The following is a 17,932-nucleotide window of genomic DNA, read 5'->3' as shown; positions in this document are numbered from 1 at the left end:
GGCCGGACTTGTGCCCGACCTGAGGCGGAGATTTTGCCTCACATCAAGGTCTGTTACTCAATCGACACCCAACCGGACTCCTCAAGAGTGATCGGCTTGGATGGCGATGGGGACCGTACACGGTCCGAATGCCGCACTTCAAAGGCGTCTCACCGTGTACTTCCCGTGATCAGGACCCCTGAAAACCAGGATTTTCCCGGCTTATCGACAGGGTGCATGATCACGGAGAGTGGGGGACGGGATTGCTTTCGCTGTGATCGATCACACACGCGACTCCCGGCTCATTGGCCTGGAAATTCCGCTCAAAGCGAACGCCCTCGGGTCTCGGTGAGATGTCGGGGTCATGATCTCAGACCGGCAGCGCGACCCGCATCACGAGCCCCCCGCCCTCGCGCGGCTGCGCGTAGATGTGCCCACCGTGCGCCCGGGCCACGGAGCGGGCGATGGACAGACCGAGCCCGACGCCCTTGTCGCTGCCCGTGCGCTCGGTGCGCAGCCGCCGGAACGGCTCGAAGAGGTTGTCCACCTCGTACGCCGGCACGACGGGGCCGGTGTTGGTGACCACCAGGACCGCCTGTCCGTTCTCGACGGCGGTGGCGACCTCGACCCAGCCCTGTTCGGCCACGTTGTAGCGCACGGCGTTCTGGACCAGGTTCAGGGCGATCCGCTCCAGCAGGACGCCGTTGCCCTGGACCACGGCCGCCTCACGCGTGCCGCGGATCTCCACGCCCTTGCTCTCGGCCTCGGCGTGCACCTGGTCGATGGCCTGGCCGGCCACCTCGGCGAGGTCCACCGGCTTGCGCTCGACGATCTGGTTGTCGCTGCGGGCGAGCAGCAGCAGTCCCTCGACGAGTTGCTCGCTGCGTTCGTTGGTGGCCAGCAGCGTCTTGCCGAGCTGCTGGAGCTCCACCGGGGCGTTCGGGTCGGACAGGTGCACTTCCAGGAGGGTGCGGTTGATCGCCAGCGGCGTGCGCAGCTCGTGGGAGGCGTTGCCGACGAAGCGCTGCTGGGCCGTGAAGGCCCGCTGCAGCCGCTCCAGCATGTCGTCGAAGGTGTCGGCCAGCTCCTTCAGCTCGTCGTCCGGACCGTCCAGCTCGATCCGGCGGGAGAGGTCGGAGCCCGCCACCGCGCGCGCGGTGCGGGTGATCCGGCCCAGCGGCGACAGGACGCGTCCGGCCATCGCGTAGCCGAAGGCGAAGGCGATCACGGCCAGGCCGAGCAGCGCCAGCAGGGAGCGGCTGAGCAGGTTGTCCAGGGCGACCTTGCGCTGGTGGTCCATGCAGTCGCTGATCGCCGCGTTGAAGTCGGACAGCGACAGGTTGCCGTTGTCGACCACGGGACAGGTGCTGCTGGAGACCTTGAGGTCGGTGAAGTCGACGATCTTGTACAGCGGTTCGTTGCCGGTGCGCACGGCCTGGGCGGCGAGCAGGTAGATGATCGACAGCAGCAGGATGCCGGCGATCAGGAACATGCCGCCGTACAGCAGCGTGAGCCGTATCCGGATGGTGGGGCGCAGCCAGGGCAGGGGTGTGGCCGAGCGGGGGTCCCAGGTGGGCTTGGGGGGCGCCCCGGGGGGCGCCGGTGTCGTCGCCACGGCCGGTCAGATCCGGTAGCCGGAGCCGGGCACGGTGACGATGACGGGCGGCTCGCCCAGTTTGCGGCGCAGGGTCATGACGGTCACGCGCACGACGTTGGTGAACGGGTCGGTGTTCTCGTCCCAGGCCTTCTCCAGGAGCTGCTCGGCCGAGACCACGGCGCCCTCGCTGCGCATGAGGACCTCGAGGACCGCGAACTCCTTGGGGGCGAGCTGCACCTCCGTGCCGTCGCGGAAGACCTCGCGGCGGTTCGGGTCGAGCTTGATCCCGGCGCGCTCCAGGACGGGCGGCAGGGGCACGCTGGTACGACGGCCCAGGGCACGGACGCGGGCGATCAGCTCGCTGAACGCGAAGGGCTTGGGCAGGTAGTCGTCGGCGCCGATCTCCAGGCCCTCGACCCGGTCGCTGACGTCGCCGGAGGCCGTGAGCATGAGCACGCGCGTGGCCATGCCCAGCTCGACGATCTTGCGGCACACGTCGTCGCCGTGCACGAGGGGGAGGTCGCGGTCGAGGACGACCACGTCGTAGTCGTTGACGCCGATGCGCTCCAGGGCGGCCGCACCGTCGTACACGACGTCGACGGCCATGGCCTCCCGGCGCAGTCCGGTGGCCACCGCATCGGCGAGCAGCTGCTCGTCCTCGACGACGAGTACGCGCACGTCGCTTGTCCTTCCTGTGTCCACCCGCGTAGCGCCGGTCGGGCGCACGGGGGCGGGGGCTGGTGGGTGTGTTGCCTCCATCCTGCCCTTTTCGGCCATAAGTCGGCTGTAAGACGGGTGCGGGGCCGGTGCCGAAGAAGGACGGGCAGAGGCCGCCGAAGCGGGAATGCCAGATTTTCTCGCGCGGTTGAGGTTTCCGCGGAGGGGAGCTGGGGGAGGACGGCTTTACACCCCGCGATCACGCTCTGCCTGTACCGCGTTACCGCGCGGTACGTCGCGGTCCGCTTCCGCAGAGCGGGCGTGGGTGTCCGGCACCGTCGCCGCCCGGCAGGGCAGCGCTGGGCACTCCACCGGAGACGTGATCGTCCCTTCCGATCGGCACACCCCCGTGCCAACGACCCACGACCCAGGACGAGGGGGCGCAGCATGGACGCTTTCACCGCAGGACTTCTGCAGCGCATAAAGACGACCGAGTCCGACCTGTCCCGGGCCCGCGACGAGGGCGACGAGTTCCTTGTCGAGGTGGAACTGGGCGAGCTCGACGATCTGCGCCGTCTCGCTGCCGAGCACGGTGTGGAGGTCAGCGCGACCAGCGCCTGATCGGCCCGCGCATGACGAGGCCCCGGCGGGATCCAGCGCCGGGGCCTCGTCATGCGCGCTGCCGTCCGGCGGGCACCGCCCGCCGGACCCTCCGGGGGCCTACGCGCCGAAGTCCGCCAGCAGGCGCTGGAGCGGTTCGAAGACGGCCGGGGTGGCGGCGACGGCCAGGTCGCCGCCCGGGCGTTCACCGGGCCGTCCACCGGTCACCGCGCCCGCCTCCCGGGCGATCAGGTCACCCGCCGCGAGGTCCCAGGGGTGCAGACCGCGCTCGTAGTAGCCGTCGAGCCGTCCGGCGGCCACGTCGCACAGGTCGATCGCGGCCGAGCCGCCGCGCCGGATGTCCCGCACCAGCGGAATGAGCCTGCGCGCGATCTCGGCCTGCTCCGCGCGGACGTCGGCGACGTAGTTGAAGCCGGTGGAGACCAGCGCCTGATCCAGCGGGGCCGCGGCCCGGCAGGCGAGCCTGCGCTCGCCCTCCCAGGCCCCCGTCGCCCAGGCACCACCGCCCAGCAGCGCGTGGTAGGACTCGCCGCGCATCGGGGCCACGACGACCCCGGCCACCCGCTCGCCGTCCTGCTCCGCGGCGATGGAGACCGCCCAGGTGGGCAGTCCGTAAAGGTAGTTGACCGTGCCGTCGAGCGGGTCGATGACCCAGCGGACCCCGCTGGTGCCCTCCGCGGCGGAGCCCTCCTCACCGAGGAGGCCGTCGTCGGGGCGGCGGTCCGCGATCAGCCCGGTGATCAGCTTCTCCGCCGCGATGTCCATCTCGGTGACCACGTCGATCGGGCTGGACTTGGTGGCGGCGACCGCGAGGTCGGCCGGGCGGCCGTCCCGCAGCAGCTCGCCCGCGCGCCGGGCGGCCTCCTGGGCGATCCTCAGCAGCTCGGCGTGGAGCGGGTCGGGCGTCACGTCGGTCACTTGGCGGTTCCTCACGCGTAGGGGCTGTCGGCGCCCGCGGCGGCGGGCCGGGGGGCACGGGCGGGGCAGCAGCCGACCGGGCACAGGTTGTGGCTCGCGCCCAGGGTGCCGAGGGCGCACGGCGCGACGTCCTGCCCGCGCTCGCTTGAGGCCCTCTCCAGGACGAGGTCGCGGACCGCGGCGGCGAACCGGGGGTCGGCTCCCACGGTGGCCGAGCGGCGCACCGGCAGTCCCAGCTCCTCCGCCTTGGCGGTGGCCTCCGTGTCGAGGTCGTACAGGACCTCCATGTGGTCGGAGACGAACCCGATGGGGGCCATCACGACGGCCGGGACACCGGCCGCGTGCCGCTCCTCCAGGTGGTCGCAGATGTCGGGCTCCAGCCACGGGATGTGCGGGGCGCCCGAGCGCGACTGGTAGACGAGCTGCCAGGGGTGGTCGACACCGGTGCGCTCGCGGACGGCGTCGGCGACGAGCCGCGCCACGTCCAGGTGCTCGCGCACGTACGCGCCGCCGTCGCCGTGCTCCTCCACCGGACCGGAGGCGGCGGCGGCGGCCGTGGGGATCGAGTGGGTGCAGAACGCGATGTGCGCCCCGTCCCGGACCTCCTGCGGCAGCTCGGCCAGGGACCGGACGACGCCGTCGATCATGGGCTCGACGAAGCCCGGGTGGTTGAAGTAGTGCCGGAGCTTGTCGATCTTCGGCAGGTCCAGCCCCTCGGACTCCAGGGCGGCGAGCGCGTCCGCGAGGTTCTCGCGGTACTGCCGGCAGCCCGAGTACGAGGCGTAGGCGCTGGTGGCCAGGACCAGGATGCGGCGGCGGCCGTCGCGGACCATGTCGCGCAGGGTGTCCGTCAGGTACGGCGCCCAGTTGCGGTTGCCCCAGTAGACCGGCAGGTCCAGGCCGTGCTCGGCGAAGTCCTCGCGGAGGGCGTCCAGCAGGGCGCGGTTCTGGTCGTTGATGGGGCTGACCCCGCCGAAGAGGAAGTAGTGCCGGCCGACTTCCTTGAGGCGTTCCTTGGGGATGCCGCGCCCTCGGGTCACGTTCTCCAGGAACGGGACCACGTCGTCCGGGCCCTCGGGGCCGCCGAACGAGAGCAGGAGCAGGGCGTCATAGGGGCTGGCATCGAGCACGTCTGGCATGTCTCGATCCTGCCACCCGGCACCGACAGCGGCGAAGCGGTGGGTGCCGCTCCCGCGTCCGGCCAGGTCCGCGGGGGTGTTGCGGGGCGTTTCCACGAGTAAGCTGTATCAGCTGCGTTCGCACCTTACCCAGTCTTCACTGAGCCGCCCTCGGAGACCTCGTTGGCCAGTCCCTACCGCGCCCTGTTCGCCGCCCCCGGCACCAAGGGCTTCTCCGCCGCGGGCTTCCTCGGCCGGATGCCGCTGTCGATGATGGGCATCGGCGTGGTGACGATGATCTCGCAGCTCACGGGGCGGTACGGACTGGCCGGTGCGCTGTCGGCGACCATCGCGCTCGCCGCGGCCGCGGCCGGGCCGCAGGTCTCCCGCCTGGTGGACCGGTACGGCCAGCGGCGGGTGCTGCGCCCGGCGACGCTGGTCTCGCTGGCCGCGGCCGCGGTACTGCTGCCCGCGGCCCACTACGGGTGGCCGGACTGGGTGCTGTTCGTCGCCTGTGTCGGCATCGGCTGCGTGCCGAGCCTCGGCGCGATGGTCCGGTCCCGCTGGGCGGCCCTGTACCGCGGCACGCCGCAACTGCACACGGCGTACTCCTTCGAGTCCGTGGTGGACGAGGTCTGCTTCATCTTCGGCCCGATCATCTCCATCGGGCTGTCCACGGCCTGGTTCCCGGAGGCCGGGCCGCTGCTCGCCGCCTGCTTCCTGGCGACGGGCGTCTTCTGGCTGACCTCGCAGCGCGCCACCGAGCCGGAGCCGCACCCGCGCGAGCAGCAGGGCGGCGGCACCGCACTGCGCTCCCGGGGGCTGCGGGTCCTGGTCGGCACGTTCGCGGCCACGGGAGCGATCTTCGGGGCCATCGACGTCGTCACCGTGGCCTTCGCCGAGGAGGAGGGGCACAAGGCCGCCGCCAGCCTCGTACTCGCCCTGTACGCGGCGGGATCGTGCACGGCGGCCATGATCTTCGGGCTGCTGCGCTTCGCCGGACCGCCCGAGCGCCGCTGGCTGCTGGGTGTCTGCGCGATGGCCGTGAGTATGATCCCACTCCTACTGGTCGGAAACCTGCTGTTTCTGGCCGCGGCACTGTTCGTTGCGGGTCTGTCCATCGCTCCCACGATGATCACGACGATGTCCCTCATCGAAGAGCACGTACCACGCACGCAGCTCACCGAGGGCATGACCTGGGTGAGTACCGGACTCGCGGTCGGGGTCGCGCTCGGCTCCTCCGCGGGCGGCTGGGTGATCGACACCTCCGGGGCGCGTGCCGGGTACGGGGTTCCGGCGGTGGCCGGCGCCGTCGCGGTCGCGGTCGGTTTCCTCGGGTACCGCCGGCTCAAGCGGCCGGATCCGCGTCGGGGAGGGACCGTTGAGCAGCACACGCACGGCGAGCGGCAGGACGAACGGACGGCCGGGCGGCCGGAACGGCACGTGGCGTAACTGGGGCGGCAACGTCTCCGCCCGCCCCGCGCGGGAGGTCACTCCGGCCTCCGTCGACGAACTGGCCGGAGCCGTTCGCAGGGCGGCCGAGGACGGGCTGCGGGTCAAGGCGGTCGGCACCGGGCACTCCTTCACGTCCATAGCCGCGACGGACGGTGTATTGATCCGCCCTCAACTGTTGACGGGCATCCGCGGCATCGACCGCGACGCCATGACCGTCACGGTCGAGGCCGGCACCCCGCTCAAGAGGCTCAACATGGCGCTCGCGCGTGAGGGCCTGTCGCTGACGAACATGGGCGACATCATGGAGCAGACGGTCTCCGGGGCCACCAGCACCGGCACCCACGGCACGGGCCGGGACTCGGCCTCCGTCGCCGCCCAGATCCGGGGCTTGGAACTGGTCACGGCGGACGGGACGGTGCTCACCTGCTCCGAGCACGAGAACCCCGAGGTGTTCGCCGCCGCCCGGATCGGCCTCGGCGCGCTGGGCGTGGTCACCGCGATCACCTTCGCCGTCGAGCCGATCTTCCTGCTCACGGCCCGCGAGGAGCCGATGCCCTTCGACCGGGTCCTGGCCGAGTTCGACGAACTGTGGTCGGAGAACGAGCACTTCGAGTTCTACTGGTTCCCGCACACCGGCAGCACCAACACCAAGCGGAACAACCGCAGCGCCGGACCGGAGCAGCCGGTGGGCCGGCTCCAGGGCTGGCTCGACGACGAGTTCCTCTCCAACGGCGTCTTCCAGGCGGCCAACTGGGTCGGCCGCGCGGCGCCCGCCACCATCCCGGCGATCGCACGGATCTCCAGCCGGGCACTCTCCGCGCGGACGTACACGGACACTCCTTACAAGGTCTTCACGTCTCCGCGCCGGGTGCGGTTCCTGGAGATGGAGTACGCCGTTCCGCGCGAGGCCGTCGTCGAGACGCTGCGCGAACTGCGGGCGATGGTCGACCGGTCGCGGCTGCGCATCAGCTTCCCGGTCGAGGTGCGCACGGCCCCGGCCGACGACATCACCCTGTCCACCGCGTCGGGCCGCGACAGCGCGTACATCGCCGTCCACATGTTCCGGGGCACTCCCTACCAGGCGTACTTCACCGCCGCCGAGCGCGTCTTCACCGCGCACGAGGGCCGGCCGCACTGGGGCAAGCTGCACACCCGGGACGCCGAGTACTTCTCCCGGGTGTATCCGCGCTTCGGCGAGTTCACGGCGCTGCGGGACCGTCTTGACCCTGACCGTCTGTTCCTGAACGACTACTTGCGCCGGGTTCTGGGGCCGTAGCGGAGCCGTCCGGGTCGGGGGTGCCGGTGTCCGCGGAGCCCCCGCCGCCGGAGGCTTCCGGGGTGGGCGTCGGGTCGGCCGTCGTACCGCCGCCCTCGGTGGCGCCGCCGTCCGGCGACGTGCCGGTGCCACCGGTTCCGTCCGGCGTTCTGGAGGGGGCGGGGTCCGGGGCGGCGCTCCCCGAGCCGGATCCGTCCGGGGCGGCGGAACCGCCCGGGTCCCGGTCGCCCCGCGAGTCGCCGGGGTCGCCCGGCTTCCCCGGGTCCTCCGACTCCCCCGTGTCCCCCGCGGACTTGTTGTGGCCGGTGAAGGCACTGCCCACGGTGGTGCTGCGGCCGCCGCTCAGGTTCTGGCCGGAGGCGACCTCGTACACGGTGATCCCGGCCATGGTGACGCCGAAGACCAGCGCCGCCGCGACCAGCGGACGCCTCCAGCCGGTGGCACGCGCGCGGTAGACGGTGCCCCGGGTGAACTCGCCCGGGGCCGACGCCGCTACCGCGACCGCCGAGGCCGCGGCCGGCCCGGTCCGGACGGCGCCGACGGTGCGCTTCACCCGGAGCTGCTCGCCGGTGCGCCTGAAGAAGTGCTGGAGGACCGAGCCCCCGCAGGTGGCGACGACACTGATCAGGCCGGCGCCGACGATCGTGCCGTACACGCCGAAGGAGGAGGCGAGTTTGGCGGCCACCACCGCGGCCAGGGCGCTGCCGGCGACCTGGGGCACGCTCAGGTCGATGCGCCTGGACTCCCCCTTCGTACGCACGTCCGCCCCATCCGCGTCATCGGACTTTTCACGCATCCTCGGACCTTGCCTGCCTTTACCGCACGGGATCGATCAACTGCACGAGAAAGGGACGTGCGGACGAAACCATTAGTTCCGTTTCTGGTGATTGCGTGAAGTACGCCACGTCCAAGATCGGGAGAATCCCGCCGGGGGCGGCCGGGCACCCCCTCTTGCCGGAAGTCGGGCGGCGTGCCCATCCACGCAGGTGGCCCGAATGGAGTACTGTTGCGAGCCCTGGGACCGGCTTCCCGACAGGGGGTCCGGAACCTTGAAGGATCGCCGGGAGGGGGCCAGTTGCACAGGGTGACGCAGTTGGTCACTTAGCGTTGCGAACAGGTAACCGTGCCATAACGGCGATCCAGGGCCCGTGCCCGACACGCCGGGCAACTCGGCAAGGTTGTGGCAGGCTGCACCCGGGCAGGCCACACTCGACAGAGCGGAAGCAGCGACGCACGTGACGTCGGCAGGCACCACCCGGGAGGTCCCCATGCCCGAACTGCGTGTCGTGGCCGTCTCGAATGACGGCACACGGCTGGTGCTGAAGGCTGCGGACAGCACGGAGTACACGCTTCCGATCGACGAGCGGCTCCGCGCCGCCGTCCGCGGCGACCGTCCCCGCCTCGGCCAGATCGAGATCGAGGTGGAGAGTCATCTCCGCCCCCGCGACATCCAGGCGCGTATACGAGCCGGCGCGACCGCGGAAGAGGTCGCCCAGATGGCCGGCATCCCCGTCGACCGCGTACGGCGCTTCGAGGGCCCCGTGCTCGCCGAGTGCGCCTTCATGGCCGAGCGGGCCCGCAAGACGCCCGTCCGCCGCCCCGGCGAGAACTCCGGGCCGCCCCTCGGCGAGGCCGTGCAGGAGCGGCTGCTGCTGCGCGGCGCCGACAAGGACACCGTCCAGTGGGACTCCTGGCGCCGCGACGACGGCACCTGGGAAGTGCTGCTGGTCTACCTGGTCGCGGGTGAACCGCACTCGGCGAGCTGGACGTACGACCCGCCGCGGCGGCTCGTCCAGGCCGTCGACGCGGAGGCGCGTGCGCTGATCGGCGAGTCCGACGACCTCGCCGCGCCCGAGCCCAGCTTCCCGTTCGTGCCGCGCATCGCGCGGCTGCCGCGCGACCGGCCGCTGGACCGCACCCTCGACCGGGAGCAGCGGGAGCGGCCGAGTCTGCCGCCGCCGCCCTCCGATCCGGCCGACGACACCGCGGCCACCGCCTCGGTCGAACGCGAACGCGACTCGCTCACCAGCCTGCTGGAGGCCGTACCGAGCTTCCGGGGCGACCTGGTGGTGCCCGAGCGCGCCCCGGAACCGGTGGAGGAGCCCAGCGAGGAGCCCGAGGTGGAGGAGCCCCCCGCCCCGGCGGCGTCGGCCGGTTCCGCCTACGCCGATGTACTCATGCCGCGCTCGGTGGCCAGCCACCGCGACCGCCTCACCGGTTCCACCGACCGCCAGGCCGAGGCCGACGGCGTCCGGCCGGGTCGCCGCGCCGCGGTGCCGAGCTGGGACGAGATCGTGTTCGGCACCCGGCGGAAGAAGCAGGAGTAGTCGGTCCCACCGCCGCACGACGTGCACGAGTCGGGGCCGCACCCGGACGGGTGCGGCCCCGACTCGTGCACGGGCCTACCGCGGGTCCGGCCCCACCGCGACCGGTCGGCCGGGGTCCGACGACCACTGCGACCACGAGCCGACGTACAGCGCCGCCGGGATGCCGGCCACCGCCAGCGCGAGCACCTCGTGGGCGCCCGACACGCCCGAGCCGCAGTACACACCGACCTCGCCGTCCTCCGCGGCACCCAGGGCCGTGAAACGCGCCCGGAGTTCCCGGGCGGGCAGGAAGCGGCCGTCCGGCGCCACGTTGTCGGTCGTGGGCGCGGACACGGCGCCCGGGATGTGGCCGCCGACCCGATCGATCGGCTCCACCTCTCCCCGGTACCGCTCCCCCGCGCGGGCGTCGAACAGCACTCCCGAACGGGCGACCGCGGCGGCCCCGTCCGCGTCCAGCAGCCCCGCCGCACCCGGCTCCGGCGCGAAGTCGCCCTCCGCGGGCGTCGGCACGTCCGTCGACAGCGGCGCCTCCCAGACCGGCAACCCGCCGTCGAGGACCCGCACGTTCGGGTGACCCGTCCAGCGCAGCAGCCACCAGGCGCGGGCCGCCGCCCACCCCTGCCCGCCGTCGTAGACGACGACCGGCCGCCCGGACGACACGCCCGCCCGACGCATCGACGCGCCGAACTCCGCCACGTCCGGCAGCGGATGCCGGCCACCGGCGCCGGGCGCGGAGGCCAGCTCCCCGTCCAGGTCGACGTAGACGGCACCCGGGAGATGCCCGGCCGCGTACTCGGCCCGGCCGTCGAACGGCGGGGCACCGGCGGCCTTCGCCGTGCTCAGCTGCCAGCGGACGTCCAGCAGCACGGGCGGGTGGGCGCCCGCCAGTTCGTCGACGAGTTCGGATGCGGAGATGATGGCGTTCATGGCCCCATCCTGACGTACCGAGTGGCCGAGGCGTCGATGTCGGGCTACTCTGCCCGCCGGACAGTACCGATCACGACGCGTACGGGTTCGGACACATCCTGTACTGACCCGCCGGGCGGGCTGCCCCACGTGAGCGAGCACACCCGAAGCACGCACCGGGGTCCGGTGCCGGCAGCGGTCGCGCGGGCCCGTCGGAGCGGAAGCGGACGCACGGCCCGCGAAGGGCCGAGAAGAGAGTGACGATGACCGACGCACGGGGATCGGACAGCCGGATCGGCGAGACGCCCGCCCGGCGTACGCCCGGCACGCCCTGCTGGGTGAGTCTGATGGTGCACGGACCGGCCGCCACGCACGACTTCTACGGTGCCCTGTTCGGCTGGGAGTTCCGGCCCGGCCCCCAGCAACTCGGTCCCTACGCGCGGGCGCTGCTCGACGGGCGCGAGGTGGCAGGCATCGGGCAGCTCCCCCCGGACCGGCAACTGCCCACCGCCTGGACGCCCTACTTCGCCTCGGACGACGTCGACCGGACCGCCGAAACGGTGCGCTCGTGCGGTGGGACGGTCGGCGTCGGCCCCCTGGACGCCGCCGAGGCCGGCCGCATGGCCCTCGGCTCCGATCCCTCGGGCGCCGTCTTCGGCATCTGGCAGGCGGCCGCGCACCTCGGCACGGCGATCGCCGGTGTCCCGGGCACACCGGCGTGGAACGAGCTGCTGACGTACGAGACGGCGAACGTCGCGAAGTTCTACGAGACGGTGTTCGGCTTCGACGTGGTCCCGGAGGCCCCCACCGACCGCGACCGCGTGACGCTCCGTCTCGACGGCCGCCCCGTCGCCGGCGTCCACGGTGTCGCCGACGCCCTGCCGCGCGACCGGGGGCCGCACTGGACGACGTACTTCGAGGTGGCCGACACGGACGAGTCCCTGCGGCGGCTCGTCGCCCTGGGCGGGCACGTCCTCGCACCGGCCCGGGACACGCCCCACGGCCGGGTGGCCGAGGTGGCGGATCCGGAGGGGGCGCGGTTCTCCCTGTTGTGCGGCCGGCGGTGAGGCGTCGAGTCCGCCGCGCCCGCCCCCCGGCTACTCGCTCCGGGCCACGGCGACCGTCGGCGAGGTCCGGGAGGCGCTGAGCGCGGGCAGTGTTCCCGCGGCGGCGGTCAGCAGGACGAGGGCGGCGAAGACCGCCGCGAGCTGCCCGGCCGGCACGCTGAACGGGGCGCTGGTCTGAGCGACACGGACCACCAGCCAGGAGTACGGCACGCCGAGGGCCAGCCCCAGGACTCCGCCCAGGACGCCGTACAGCGCGCACTCCACCGTGACCATGCGGTGCACGGCCGCCCCGCTGAGCCCGAGGGCACGCAACAGCCCGAACTCACGCCCCCGCTCAACGACGGTGAGCCCCGCCGTGGTCGCCACTCCGACGACCGCCACCAGGACCGTCAGCCCCAGGACCAGGATCACCGTCGTGGCCGTCGTCTCCAGGTCGTCCGACTCCCCGGCCCGGCCGCCCGCGGCCTCGGCGATGACGCGGCCCTCGCCGCGCTCCGGGCCGGTCAACGTGTCGGTGACGGCCCGCTGCGCGCGTGTCCGCCCCCGAACGCCGTCCTCCGAGGCGTCGGCGGTGACCGCGGTGGGCGCCGCGTCCACTCCCAGGCGGGTGAGATCCGCGGCGGGGACGAAGAAGTTCCCTCCGTAGGGACCGGCTCCGGGCAGCGTCGCCGCCACGGTGAGCTGGACGGGTCGGCCCCCGTACGTGAGCGTCACGCGGTCGCCGGCCCGGACGCCGAGCCGGTGGGCGTGGTCGGCGTCCACGACGACGTGGCCGGGTTCGAGGTGGTCGAGGGAGCCGGTACGGGCGGTCAGGCTCACGCCGGAGCGGACGCCGCCGAGGTCGAGGTCGGAGATCGTCGCGCCGCGCGTGCCCTCGACGACCTCCACCGCGCGGAACGCGGTCACGTCGGAGAGCTCGGGGTGCGAGGCCAGATCGGCGGCCAGCGACCGGTCCAGGGTCTCGCTGTCCCTCGCGTACAGGCGGAAGTCGGCGGGTGCCTCCACCGCCTGCCGGTACCGTTCGTAGGCGTTCAGGGAGGCGAGGCAGGTCAGGGCCGAGCCGACCAGGCAGACGCCGAGGGCGACGACGACCGATACGGAGGCCGCCCTGCCCGGCGCTCCCCCGACGCCCGCGACCGCGAGCCGGCCGGCGGCACCGGTGCGGCGCAGTGGCACGGCGACGGCCGACAGCACCGGCCGGACCAGCCGGGGGCCGAGGGCGATCAGGGCCAGGAAGGCCAACCCGCCCGAGAGCACCACGCCGGTCAGCGCCCCGAACCGGTCGTACCCGGTGTCGCCCGGCTGGGGCAGCCCGGAGTACTGCTGCCGGGCGAGCAGCGCGGCGCCCGCCGCACACAGCAGGCCGAGCAGGGTCCGCCCGACGCCGCTCCCCGCGCCCTCTCCGGACGCCGCGCTCCGCAGGGCGTGCAGCGGGGAGACCCGTGAGGCGGTCAGGGACGGGGCCAGAACCGCCAGGACCGCCAGCAGTCCGGTGCCGAGAACGGTGAGAACGGCCTCCGCCGGCGGGAGGCGGGACGGGGCGAACAGCTCGTGCCCGAACCGTCCGGCGACCGGGGGGACGAGGCGCCCGCAGCCCCAGGCCGCCAGTACCCCGGCCACGCCGGCCAGCAGGCCGACCACCGCCCCTTCGACGACGAGCGCGGCGGCGAGTCGCCGCGAGGTCGCCCCGATGGCACGCAGCAGCGCCAACTGGCGCACGCGTCTGGCGAAGACGATGCGGAAGGTGGACGTCGCGACGAGAACGGCCGCGCCGACGGCGACGACGAGGAAGACGGTGACCAGCTCAAGGGTGTCCTTCGCCTCCGCCACCGCCTCGCGGGCCTCCTCCTTCCGCACCGCGTCCCCGGAGCGCACCAGCGCTCCGGGCACCGCCTGCCGGATCCGCTCCGTCAGCTCCGCGACGCGTCCGTCGGTGCGGAGGTCGGTACCGACGTCGGTGCGGACATCGATGCGGGAGTACGCCGACACGCCGAGCAGCCGCCCGAGTTCGGGGCCGGGGGCGTACCCCGTGGGCTCGGCGTCGTTCGTGGCGGTGCTGCGGACGACGCCGCTGACCTCGACCGTCACCCGTCGGGTGCCTTCGCCGTCGGGTTCGGGCCGGAGCAATGTGAGCGACGATCCGGGAGCGAGACCGTACTCCCGCGCGGCCTGCGTGTTGACGGCGAGCAGGCCCGGTCCGCCGGGGTAGGTGCCGTCGAGCAGCCGGACCTTGGCCAGGGCTCCCGTGCCCGGGTCCGCGGACAGGCCGAGGTAGCGTTCGACGGCGCTGCCGTCCAGCGGGGAGCCGCCCTCCATCCGGCCGACGGCCTCGGTGACCCCGGGCGTCCTGCGGACCGCGCGCAGGCCTGCCTCGCCGAGGTCCTTGCCGTCGCCGCCGGGCGTGACCACCAGCGACACCGTTTCGGGGGTCCCGCGGAACTTCTCGACGACGGTCGCGGTGACGATCTGCTGGGCCATGACGGCCCCGAAGACGACGAACGCCGCGATCAGCAGCGACAGTCCGGTCGCCGTGAACCGGCCGGGCCGCCTCAGGAGTTCCGCCACCTGGGAGCCGAGGACGGTCGCACGCCACGGGGTGCTCATGCCCGCCTCCCCGCGGTGTCGGAGGGGAGGGCGGCGCCCCGCACGCGGGGTGTGGTGTGCTCGTCCTTCACGACGCGTCCGTCCTCGAGTGTGAGCACCCGGTCCGCGTACCGCGCGGCCGCCGGGTCATGGGTGACCATGACGACCGTCTGGCCGAGGTCGTCGACGGACCGGCGCAGCATGGTGAGGACTTCGGCGCCGGCCCGGGAGTCGAGGTTGCCGGTGGGTTCGTCGGCGAAGACCACGGCGGGCCGGGCCACCAGCGCCCGGGCCACGGCGACCCGCTGCTGCTGCCCGCCGGACAGCTCGGCCGGGCGGTGGGCCGCCCGGTGGGCGATGCCCAGGACTTCGCAGAGGTGGTCCACGAAGTCGTGGTCCGGGCGCCCGCCGGACATGGTGACGGGCAGCACGATGTTCTCGTGGGCGGTCAGCTGGGGCAGCAGGTTGAACGACTGGAAGACGAACCCGATCCGCTCCCGGCGCACCCGGGTCAGCTGCCGGTCGGACAGCCCGGTGAGCTCCGTTCCGTCCAGGACGATGCTGCCGGAGGTGACGGTGTCGAGTCCGGCGGCGCAGTGCATCAGGGTGGACTTCCCCGAACCCGAGGGGCCGACGACGGCGGTGAACCGGGCACGCCGGACACCGACGGACACCCCGTCCAGGGCCCGCACCTCGGCGGTGCCCTGACGGTAGGTCTTCACCAGGGCGGTGGTGGTGATGACGTCGTCGGGTGTGCGGCTGCGGACGGCGGTGCGGACAGCCATGGCGGCGGCTCTCGCGATCCGGGTCAGGAGCCGAGCGGCGGCATGGAGAGGGTGACCCCCGAGTCCGAGCAGTGTCCCCGTGCCTCGTCCTGGAGGTTCTCCACGTCCTTCGCGGACGGCGCTTCGGGGGACTTCTGGGCGGTCGCGAGCGCCCACCCCTCGTACTGGGAGATCTTGGCTCCGAGGTAGCCGTCCTTCATCTTCGCGCGGCGCGTGTCGCCGGTCTTCCGCCACCACTTCTCCGCGTCGGGCGCGGGAGCGGTGGAGATCTCCTCGGCCTCGGTGACGATGCTCTGCGCCAGCCGGCAGTCCTCGGCGGACGCCTGGCTGACCTCGTCGCGGCCCTGCCACCAGAAGGCGGCCCCGGCGGCCAGGGCGGCGACGACCACGGCCGAGGCCGCGCTGAGGACGAGGCGGTTGCGCTTGCGGTTCCGGGTGGTGGGCGTGGCGTTCATCGGGTCCTCCAGTGGCTTCTCGGCCGCGTTCGGCGGCAGTGAGAAGTCTGGAGTTCGGCGGCCCCGCGGAGATCGGCCATGAATCGGAGATCGGCCGCGGCGGATCTGGGGCGCCGGGCGGGGCCGCGTCTGCGCCCCCGGGTGCAGGAGCCCAGGGCGCTTCTGCACCCTCAGGGGGAGGGCCGGACCAGCCCGGACTCGTAGGCGAACGCGACGGCCTGGGCGCGGTCCCGCAGGTGCAGTTTCGCCATGAGGTTGCCCAGGTGCGTCTTCACCGTGGCCTGCGCGACGTACAGGTCGGCCGCGATCTCGGCGTTGGACAGCCCCCGGGCGACCAGGGCGAGTACGTCCCGTTCGCGGGCGGTGAGGGAGTCCAGCCGTTCGGCCTGGCCGTTCGTCGGTGCCAGCCGGTCCGAGACCCGGTCCAGGAGCAGCCGGGTGATGCGCGGCGCCACCACCGACTCCCCGGCGGCCAGGACGCGGATGGCGTTCACGACCTCCGTGGCCGGGGCGTTCTTCAGCAGGAAGCCGCCCGCCCCGGCGCGCAGCGCCGCGAACGCGTCCTCGTCGTTGTCGAAGGTGGTCAGCACCAGCACGCCCGGCGGGTTCTCCCGCCGCATCAGCTGCTCGGTGGCCTGGATGCCGTCCATGACGGGCATCCGGATGTCCATGATGACGACGTCCGCCTCGACCCTGTGCAGCAGGTCGAGCGCGTCCGCCCCGTTCTCCGCCTCACCGACGACCTCGATGTCGTCCTGGCCCGCCAGCACCATCGAGAACCCGGCCCGGATCAGCGGCTGGTCGTCCACCACGGCCACCCGGATCGGTCCGCCTGCCTGCGTCATCACCGCGTCCTTGTCGGTATCGAGGCACGTACGTGCCATCCGCTGCCGAGCCGGGGGCCGGCCTCGAAGCTGCCGCCGACGAGCTCCACCCGTTCCCGCATGCCCACGAGCCCGTTGCCTCCGGAGTGCCCGCCGACGCCGCGGCCGGCGAGGGTGCCCGCTCCGTCGTCGACCACACCGATCAGCAGCGTGCCGTGTTCCTCCTCGAGCCGGATGTCGACCCCGGCCCCCGCTCCGGCGTGGCGGAGCACGTTGGTGAGGCACTCCTGGACGATCCGGAAGGCCGTCATCTCCTCCGCCGGTGCCAGCCGTCCCTCGCCGACCTCGACCGACACGTCCACGGTCAGCCCGGCGGTCCGTGCGCGTTCGGCGACGACCTCGATCTCGTCGAGGGTGATCAGGCGCCGTGGCGAGCCGTCGGCTGCGGAGTCCGGGGCGCCCGGGTCCGAGCCGCCGGAGTCCTGGTTGCCCTCGCGCAGCACGCGGACGATGCGGTGCATGTCGTCGATCGCGTCCCGGCCCGTGGCGGCGATCGTCTTCAGCGCGGACTCCGCCATGTCCGGCGACTTGCGCAGCACGGACCCGGCACCGTCGGCCTGGAGGATCATCACGGCCAGGCTGTGCGCCACGACGTCGTGCAGCTCACGGGCGATCTCGGCCCGCTCCCTGGTCGCGGCCAGCCGGATCCGCTGCTCCTGCTCCCGCTCGGCGTGCCAGGCGCGGGCGGTCTGGCTCTCGGCGTAGAGGCGTCGCGTGTGCAGGGCGAAGGCCGTCAGCCAGACCGTCAGTGTCAGTCCCCAGTAGACGCCCAGCGCTTCGAGATCGACGAACGGCTCGATGCCGAGGGTCGGCGCCCCCACCGTGCCGGCCGCCGTGGCCAGCAGCACCGCGGCGCCGGCGGCATACGGCATCCAGGTGGTCCGGGAATGGTGGACGACCGACATCATGGCGAACAGCACGGCGACGTCGTACGCGGCGGGCGCCGAGGCCAGCGGCGGGTCGGGCAGGTCGTACAGGAGGAGTTGGGCGACGCCCAGCGCCAGGACGACCGCCATCACGGTGCCGGGGTGCCGTCTGCGGGCCAGCAGGCACAGGGCCATCAGCGCGCCCAGCAGCAGGTCGTACGCGCCGTCGTAGTAGTTCGCCGCGGCCAGGACCACCAGCGCGACGCCCAGGTCGCAGGCCCGGGCGACGGCACGTCCGTACCGGACGGACAGCGCCATCCAGGCGGACGGGACCGACGCCGTCCTCTCCTCGGTCAACCGTCGCACCCTTCTCCTGCGGCAGCAGCCCCCACCGCGTGGCCGTCCGCCTTCAAGTTACCCGCTGCCGCGAGAACTTGA

The 17,932-nt window shown here is 73.1% G+C and carries 16 protein-coding genes; 5 read left to right on the top strand and 11 right to left on the bottom strand.

Going from position 1 to position 17,932, the window contains the following annotated elements; genetic code table 11:
• Positions 1-349 precede the first annotated feature (349 nt).
• A complete protein-coding gene (locus BJ961_RS09055) occupies positions 350-1,594 on the bottom strand; it encodes a sensor histidine kinase (RefSeq protein WP_271320788.1) in 1,245 nt (414 codons plus the stop codon).
• A 6-nt stretch (positions 1,595-1,600) separates the two neighbouring features.
• Positions 1,601-2,254, bottom strand: coding sequence for a response regulator transcription factor (locus BJ961_RS09050; RefSeq protein WP_271320787.1), 654 nt, complete (start codon positions 2,252-2,254; stop codon positions 1,601-1,603).
• 426 nt (positions 2,255-2,680) lie between these two features.
• Here BJ961_RS09050 and BJ961_RS09045 point away from each other — a divergent pair, with 426 nt between their 5' ends.
• Positions 2,681-2,854: a hypothetical protein gene (locus BJ961_RS09045; RefSeq protein WP_179235413.1), complete on the top strand. Its 174-nt coding sequence runs from the start codon at positions 2,681-2,683 to the stop codon at positions 2,852-2,854.
• 99 nt (positions 2,855-2,953) lie between these two features.
• On the opposite strand, the gene BJ961_RS09040 is transcribed toward BJ961_RS09045, so the two are convergent.
• Positions 2,954-3,772 carry an inositol monophosphatase family protein gene (locus tag BJ961_RS09040; protein ID WP_271320786.1) on the bottom strand — a complete coding sequence of 273 codons (819 nt, stop codon included), beginning with the start codon at positions 3,770-3,772 and terminating at the stop codon, positions 2,954-2,956.
• An 11-nt stretch (positions 3,773-3,783) separates the two neighbouring features.
• The gene (locus tag BJ961_RS09035; protein ID WP_271320785.1) at positions 3,784-4,911 is read right to left on the bottom strand and encodes a ferrochelatase; all 1,128 of its coding nucleotides are present in this window, start codon (positions 4,909-4,911) and stop codon (positions 3,784-3,786) included.
• A gap of 162 nt (positions 4,912-5,073) precedes the next feature.
• On the opposite strand from BJ961_RS09035, the gene BJ961_RS09030 reads away from it, so the two are divergent.
• Positions 5,074-6,342 carry an MFS transporter gene (locus tag BJ961_RS09030; RefSeq protein ID WP_271320784.1) on the top strand — a complete coding sequence of 423 codons (1,269 nt, stop codon included), beginning with the start codon at positions 5,074-5,076 and terminating at the stop codon, positions 6,340-6,342.
• A complete protein-coding gene (locus BJ961_RS09025; RefSeq protein WP_271320783.1) occupies positions 6,272-7,621 on the top strand; it encodes a D-arabinono-1,4-lactone oxidase in 1,350 nt (449 codons plus the stop codon). Before BJ961_RS09030 ends, BJ961_RS09025 begins: the two co-directional genes overlap by 71 nt.
• Here BJ961_RS09025 and BJ961_RS09020 read toward each other — a convergent pair.
• On the bottom strand, positions 7,545-8,417 hold the full coding sequence (locus BJ961_RS09020; protein WP_271320782.1) for a hypothetical protein: 873 nt from the start codon (positions 8,415-8,417) through the stop codon (positions 7,545-7,547). The two genes, BJ961_RS09025 and BJ961_RS09020, sit on opposite strands and share 77 nt — an antisense overlap.
• 472 nt (positions 8,418-8,889) lie before the next feature.
• Between BJ961_RS09020 and sepH the strand changes: the two genes are divergently transcribed.
• Positions 8,890-9,948 (top strand): septation protein SepH, encoded by a 1,059-nt coding sequence (gene sepH, locus BJ961_RS09015; protein ID WP_271320781.1) that lies wholly within the window; start codon positions 8,890-8,892, stop codon positions 9,946-9,948.
• 75 nt (positions 9,949-10,023) lie between these two features.
• Here the strand turns inward: sepH and BJ961_RS09010 are convergent, their stop codons facing one another.
• Positions 10,024-10,875, bottom strand: a complete 852-nt coding sequence (locus BJ961_RS09010; RefSeq protein ID WP_271320780.1) for a sulfurtransferase — start codon at positions 10,873-10,875, stop codon at positions 10,024-10,026.
• Positions 10,876-11,117: 242 nt separating this feature from the next.
• Between BJ961_RS09010 and BJ961_RS09005 the strand changes: the two genes are divergently transcribed.
• Positions 11,118-11,921 carry a VOC family protein gene (locus BJ961_RS09005; RefSeq protein WP_271320779.1) on the top strand — a complete coding sequence of 268 codons (804 nt, stop codon included), beginning with the start codon at positions 11,118-11,120 and terminating at the stop codon, positions 11,919-11,921.
• A gap of 30 nt (positions 11,922-11,951) precedes the next feature.
• Here BJ961_RS09005 and BJ961_RS09000 read toward each other — a convergent pair whose 3' ends face one another.
• The 5 genes from BJ961_RS09000 to BJ961_RS08980 all read right to left on the bottom strand — a co-directional run bounded on the left by BJ961_RS09000 (position 11,952) and on the right by BJ961_RS08980 (position 17,851).
• On the bottom strand, positions 11,952-14,525 hold the full coding sequence (locus BJ961_RS09000; protein ID WP_271320778.1) for an ABC transporter permease: 2,574 nt from the start codon (positions 14,523-14,525) through the stop codon (positions 11,952-11,954).
• Positions 14,522-15,289, bottom strand: coding sequence for an ABC transporter ATP-binding protein (locus BJ961_RS08995; RefSeq protein ID WP_271320777.1), 768 nt, complete (start codon positions 15,287-15,289; stop codon positions 14,522-14,524). The genes BJ961_RS09000 and BJ961_RS08995 overlap by 4 nt, the downstream gene beginning before the upstream one ends.
• Positions 15,290-15,312: 23 nt before the next feature.
• Positions 15,313-15,744, bottom strand: a complete 432-nt coding sequence (locus BJ961_RS08990) for a hypothetical protein (protein WP_271320776.1) — start codon at positions 15,742-15,744, stop codon at positions 15,313-15,315.
• A gap of 170 nt (positions 15,745-15,914) precedes the next feature.
• A complete protein-coding gene (locus BJ961_RS08985) occupies positions 15,915-16,589 on the bottom strand; it encodes a response regulator (RefSeq protein WP_271320775.1) in 675 nt (224 codons plus the stop codon).
• The gene (locus BJ961_RS08980; RefSeq protein ID WP_271320774.1) at positions 16,589-17,851 is read right to left on the bottom strand and encodes a sensor histidine kinase; all 1,263 of its coding nucleotides are present in this window, start codon (positions 17,849-17,851) and stop codon (positions 16,589-16,591) included. The genes BJ961_RS08985 and BJ961_RS08980 overlap by 1 nt, the downstream gene beginning before the upstream one ends.
• Between the last annotated feature and the right edge of the window lie 81 nt (positions 17,852-17,932).

It is taken from the genome of Streptomyces lienomycini (assembly GCF_027947595.1).
Taxonomy (GTDB): Bacteria; Actinomycetota; Actinomycetes; order Streptomycetales; family Streptomycetaceae; genus Streptomyces; species Streptomyces lienomycini.
This window is presented reverse-complemented; position numbering and strand designations above follow the sequence as displayed.

What these genes read in the sequence shown, in the direction of transcription:
- BJ961_RS09045 (WP_179235413.1), top strand. Translation starts at nt 2,681, where the DNA reads ATGGACGCTTTCACCGCAGGACTTCTGCAGCGCATAAAGACGACCGAG.
- BJ961_RS09035 (WP_271320785.1), bottom strand. Translation starts at nt 4,911, where the DNA reads ATGCCAGACGTGCTCGATGCCAGCCCCTATGACGCCCTGCTCCTGCTC.
- BJ961_RS09020 (WP_271320782.1), bottom strand. Translation starts at nt 8,417, where the DNA reads ATGCGTGAAAAGTCCGATGACGCGGATGGGGCGGACGTGCGTACGAAG.
- sepH (WP_271320781.1), top strand. Translation starts at nt 8,890, where the DNA reads ATGCCCGAACTGCGTGTCGTGGCCGTCTCGAATGACGGCACACGGCTG.
- BJ961_RS09010 (WP_271320780.1), bottom strand. Translation starts at nt 10,875, where the DNA reads ATGAACGCCATCATCTCCGCATCCGAACTCGTCGACGAACTGGCGGGC.
- BJ961_RS09005 (WP_271320779.1), top strand. Translation starts at nt 11,118, where the DNA reads ATGACCGACGCACGGGGATCGGACAGCCGGATCGGCGAGACGCCCGCC.
- BJ961_RS09000 (WP_271320778.1), bottom strand. Translation starts at nt 14,525, where the DNA reads ATGAGCACCCCGTGGCGTGCGACCGTCCTCGGCTCCCAGGTGGCGGAA.
- BJ961_RS08995 (WP_271320777.1), bottom strand. Translation starts at nt 15,289, where the DNA reads ATGGCTGTCCGCACCGCCGTCCGCAGCCGCACACCCGACGACGTCATC.
- BJ961_RS08990 (WP_271320776.1), bottom strand. Translation starts at nt 15,744, where the DNA reads ATGAACGCCACGCCCACCACCCGGAACCGCAAGCGCAACCGCCTCGTC.
- BJ961_RS08985 (WP_271320775.1), bottom strand. Translation starts at nt 16,589, where the DNA reads ATGACGCAGGCAGGCGGACCGATCCGGGTGGCCGTGGTGGACGACCAG.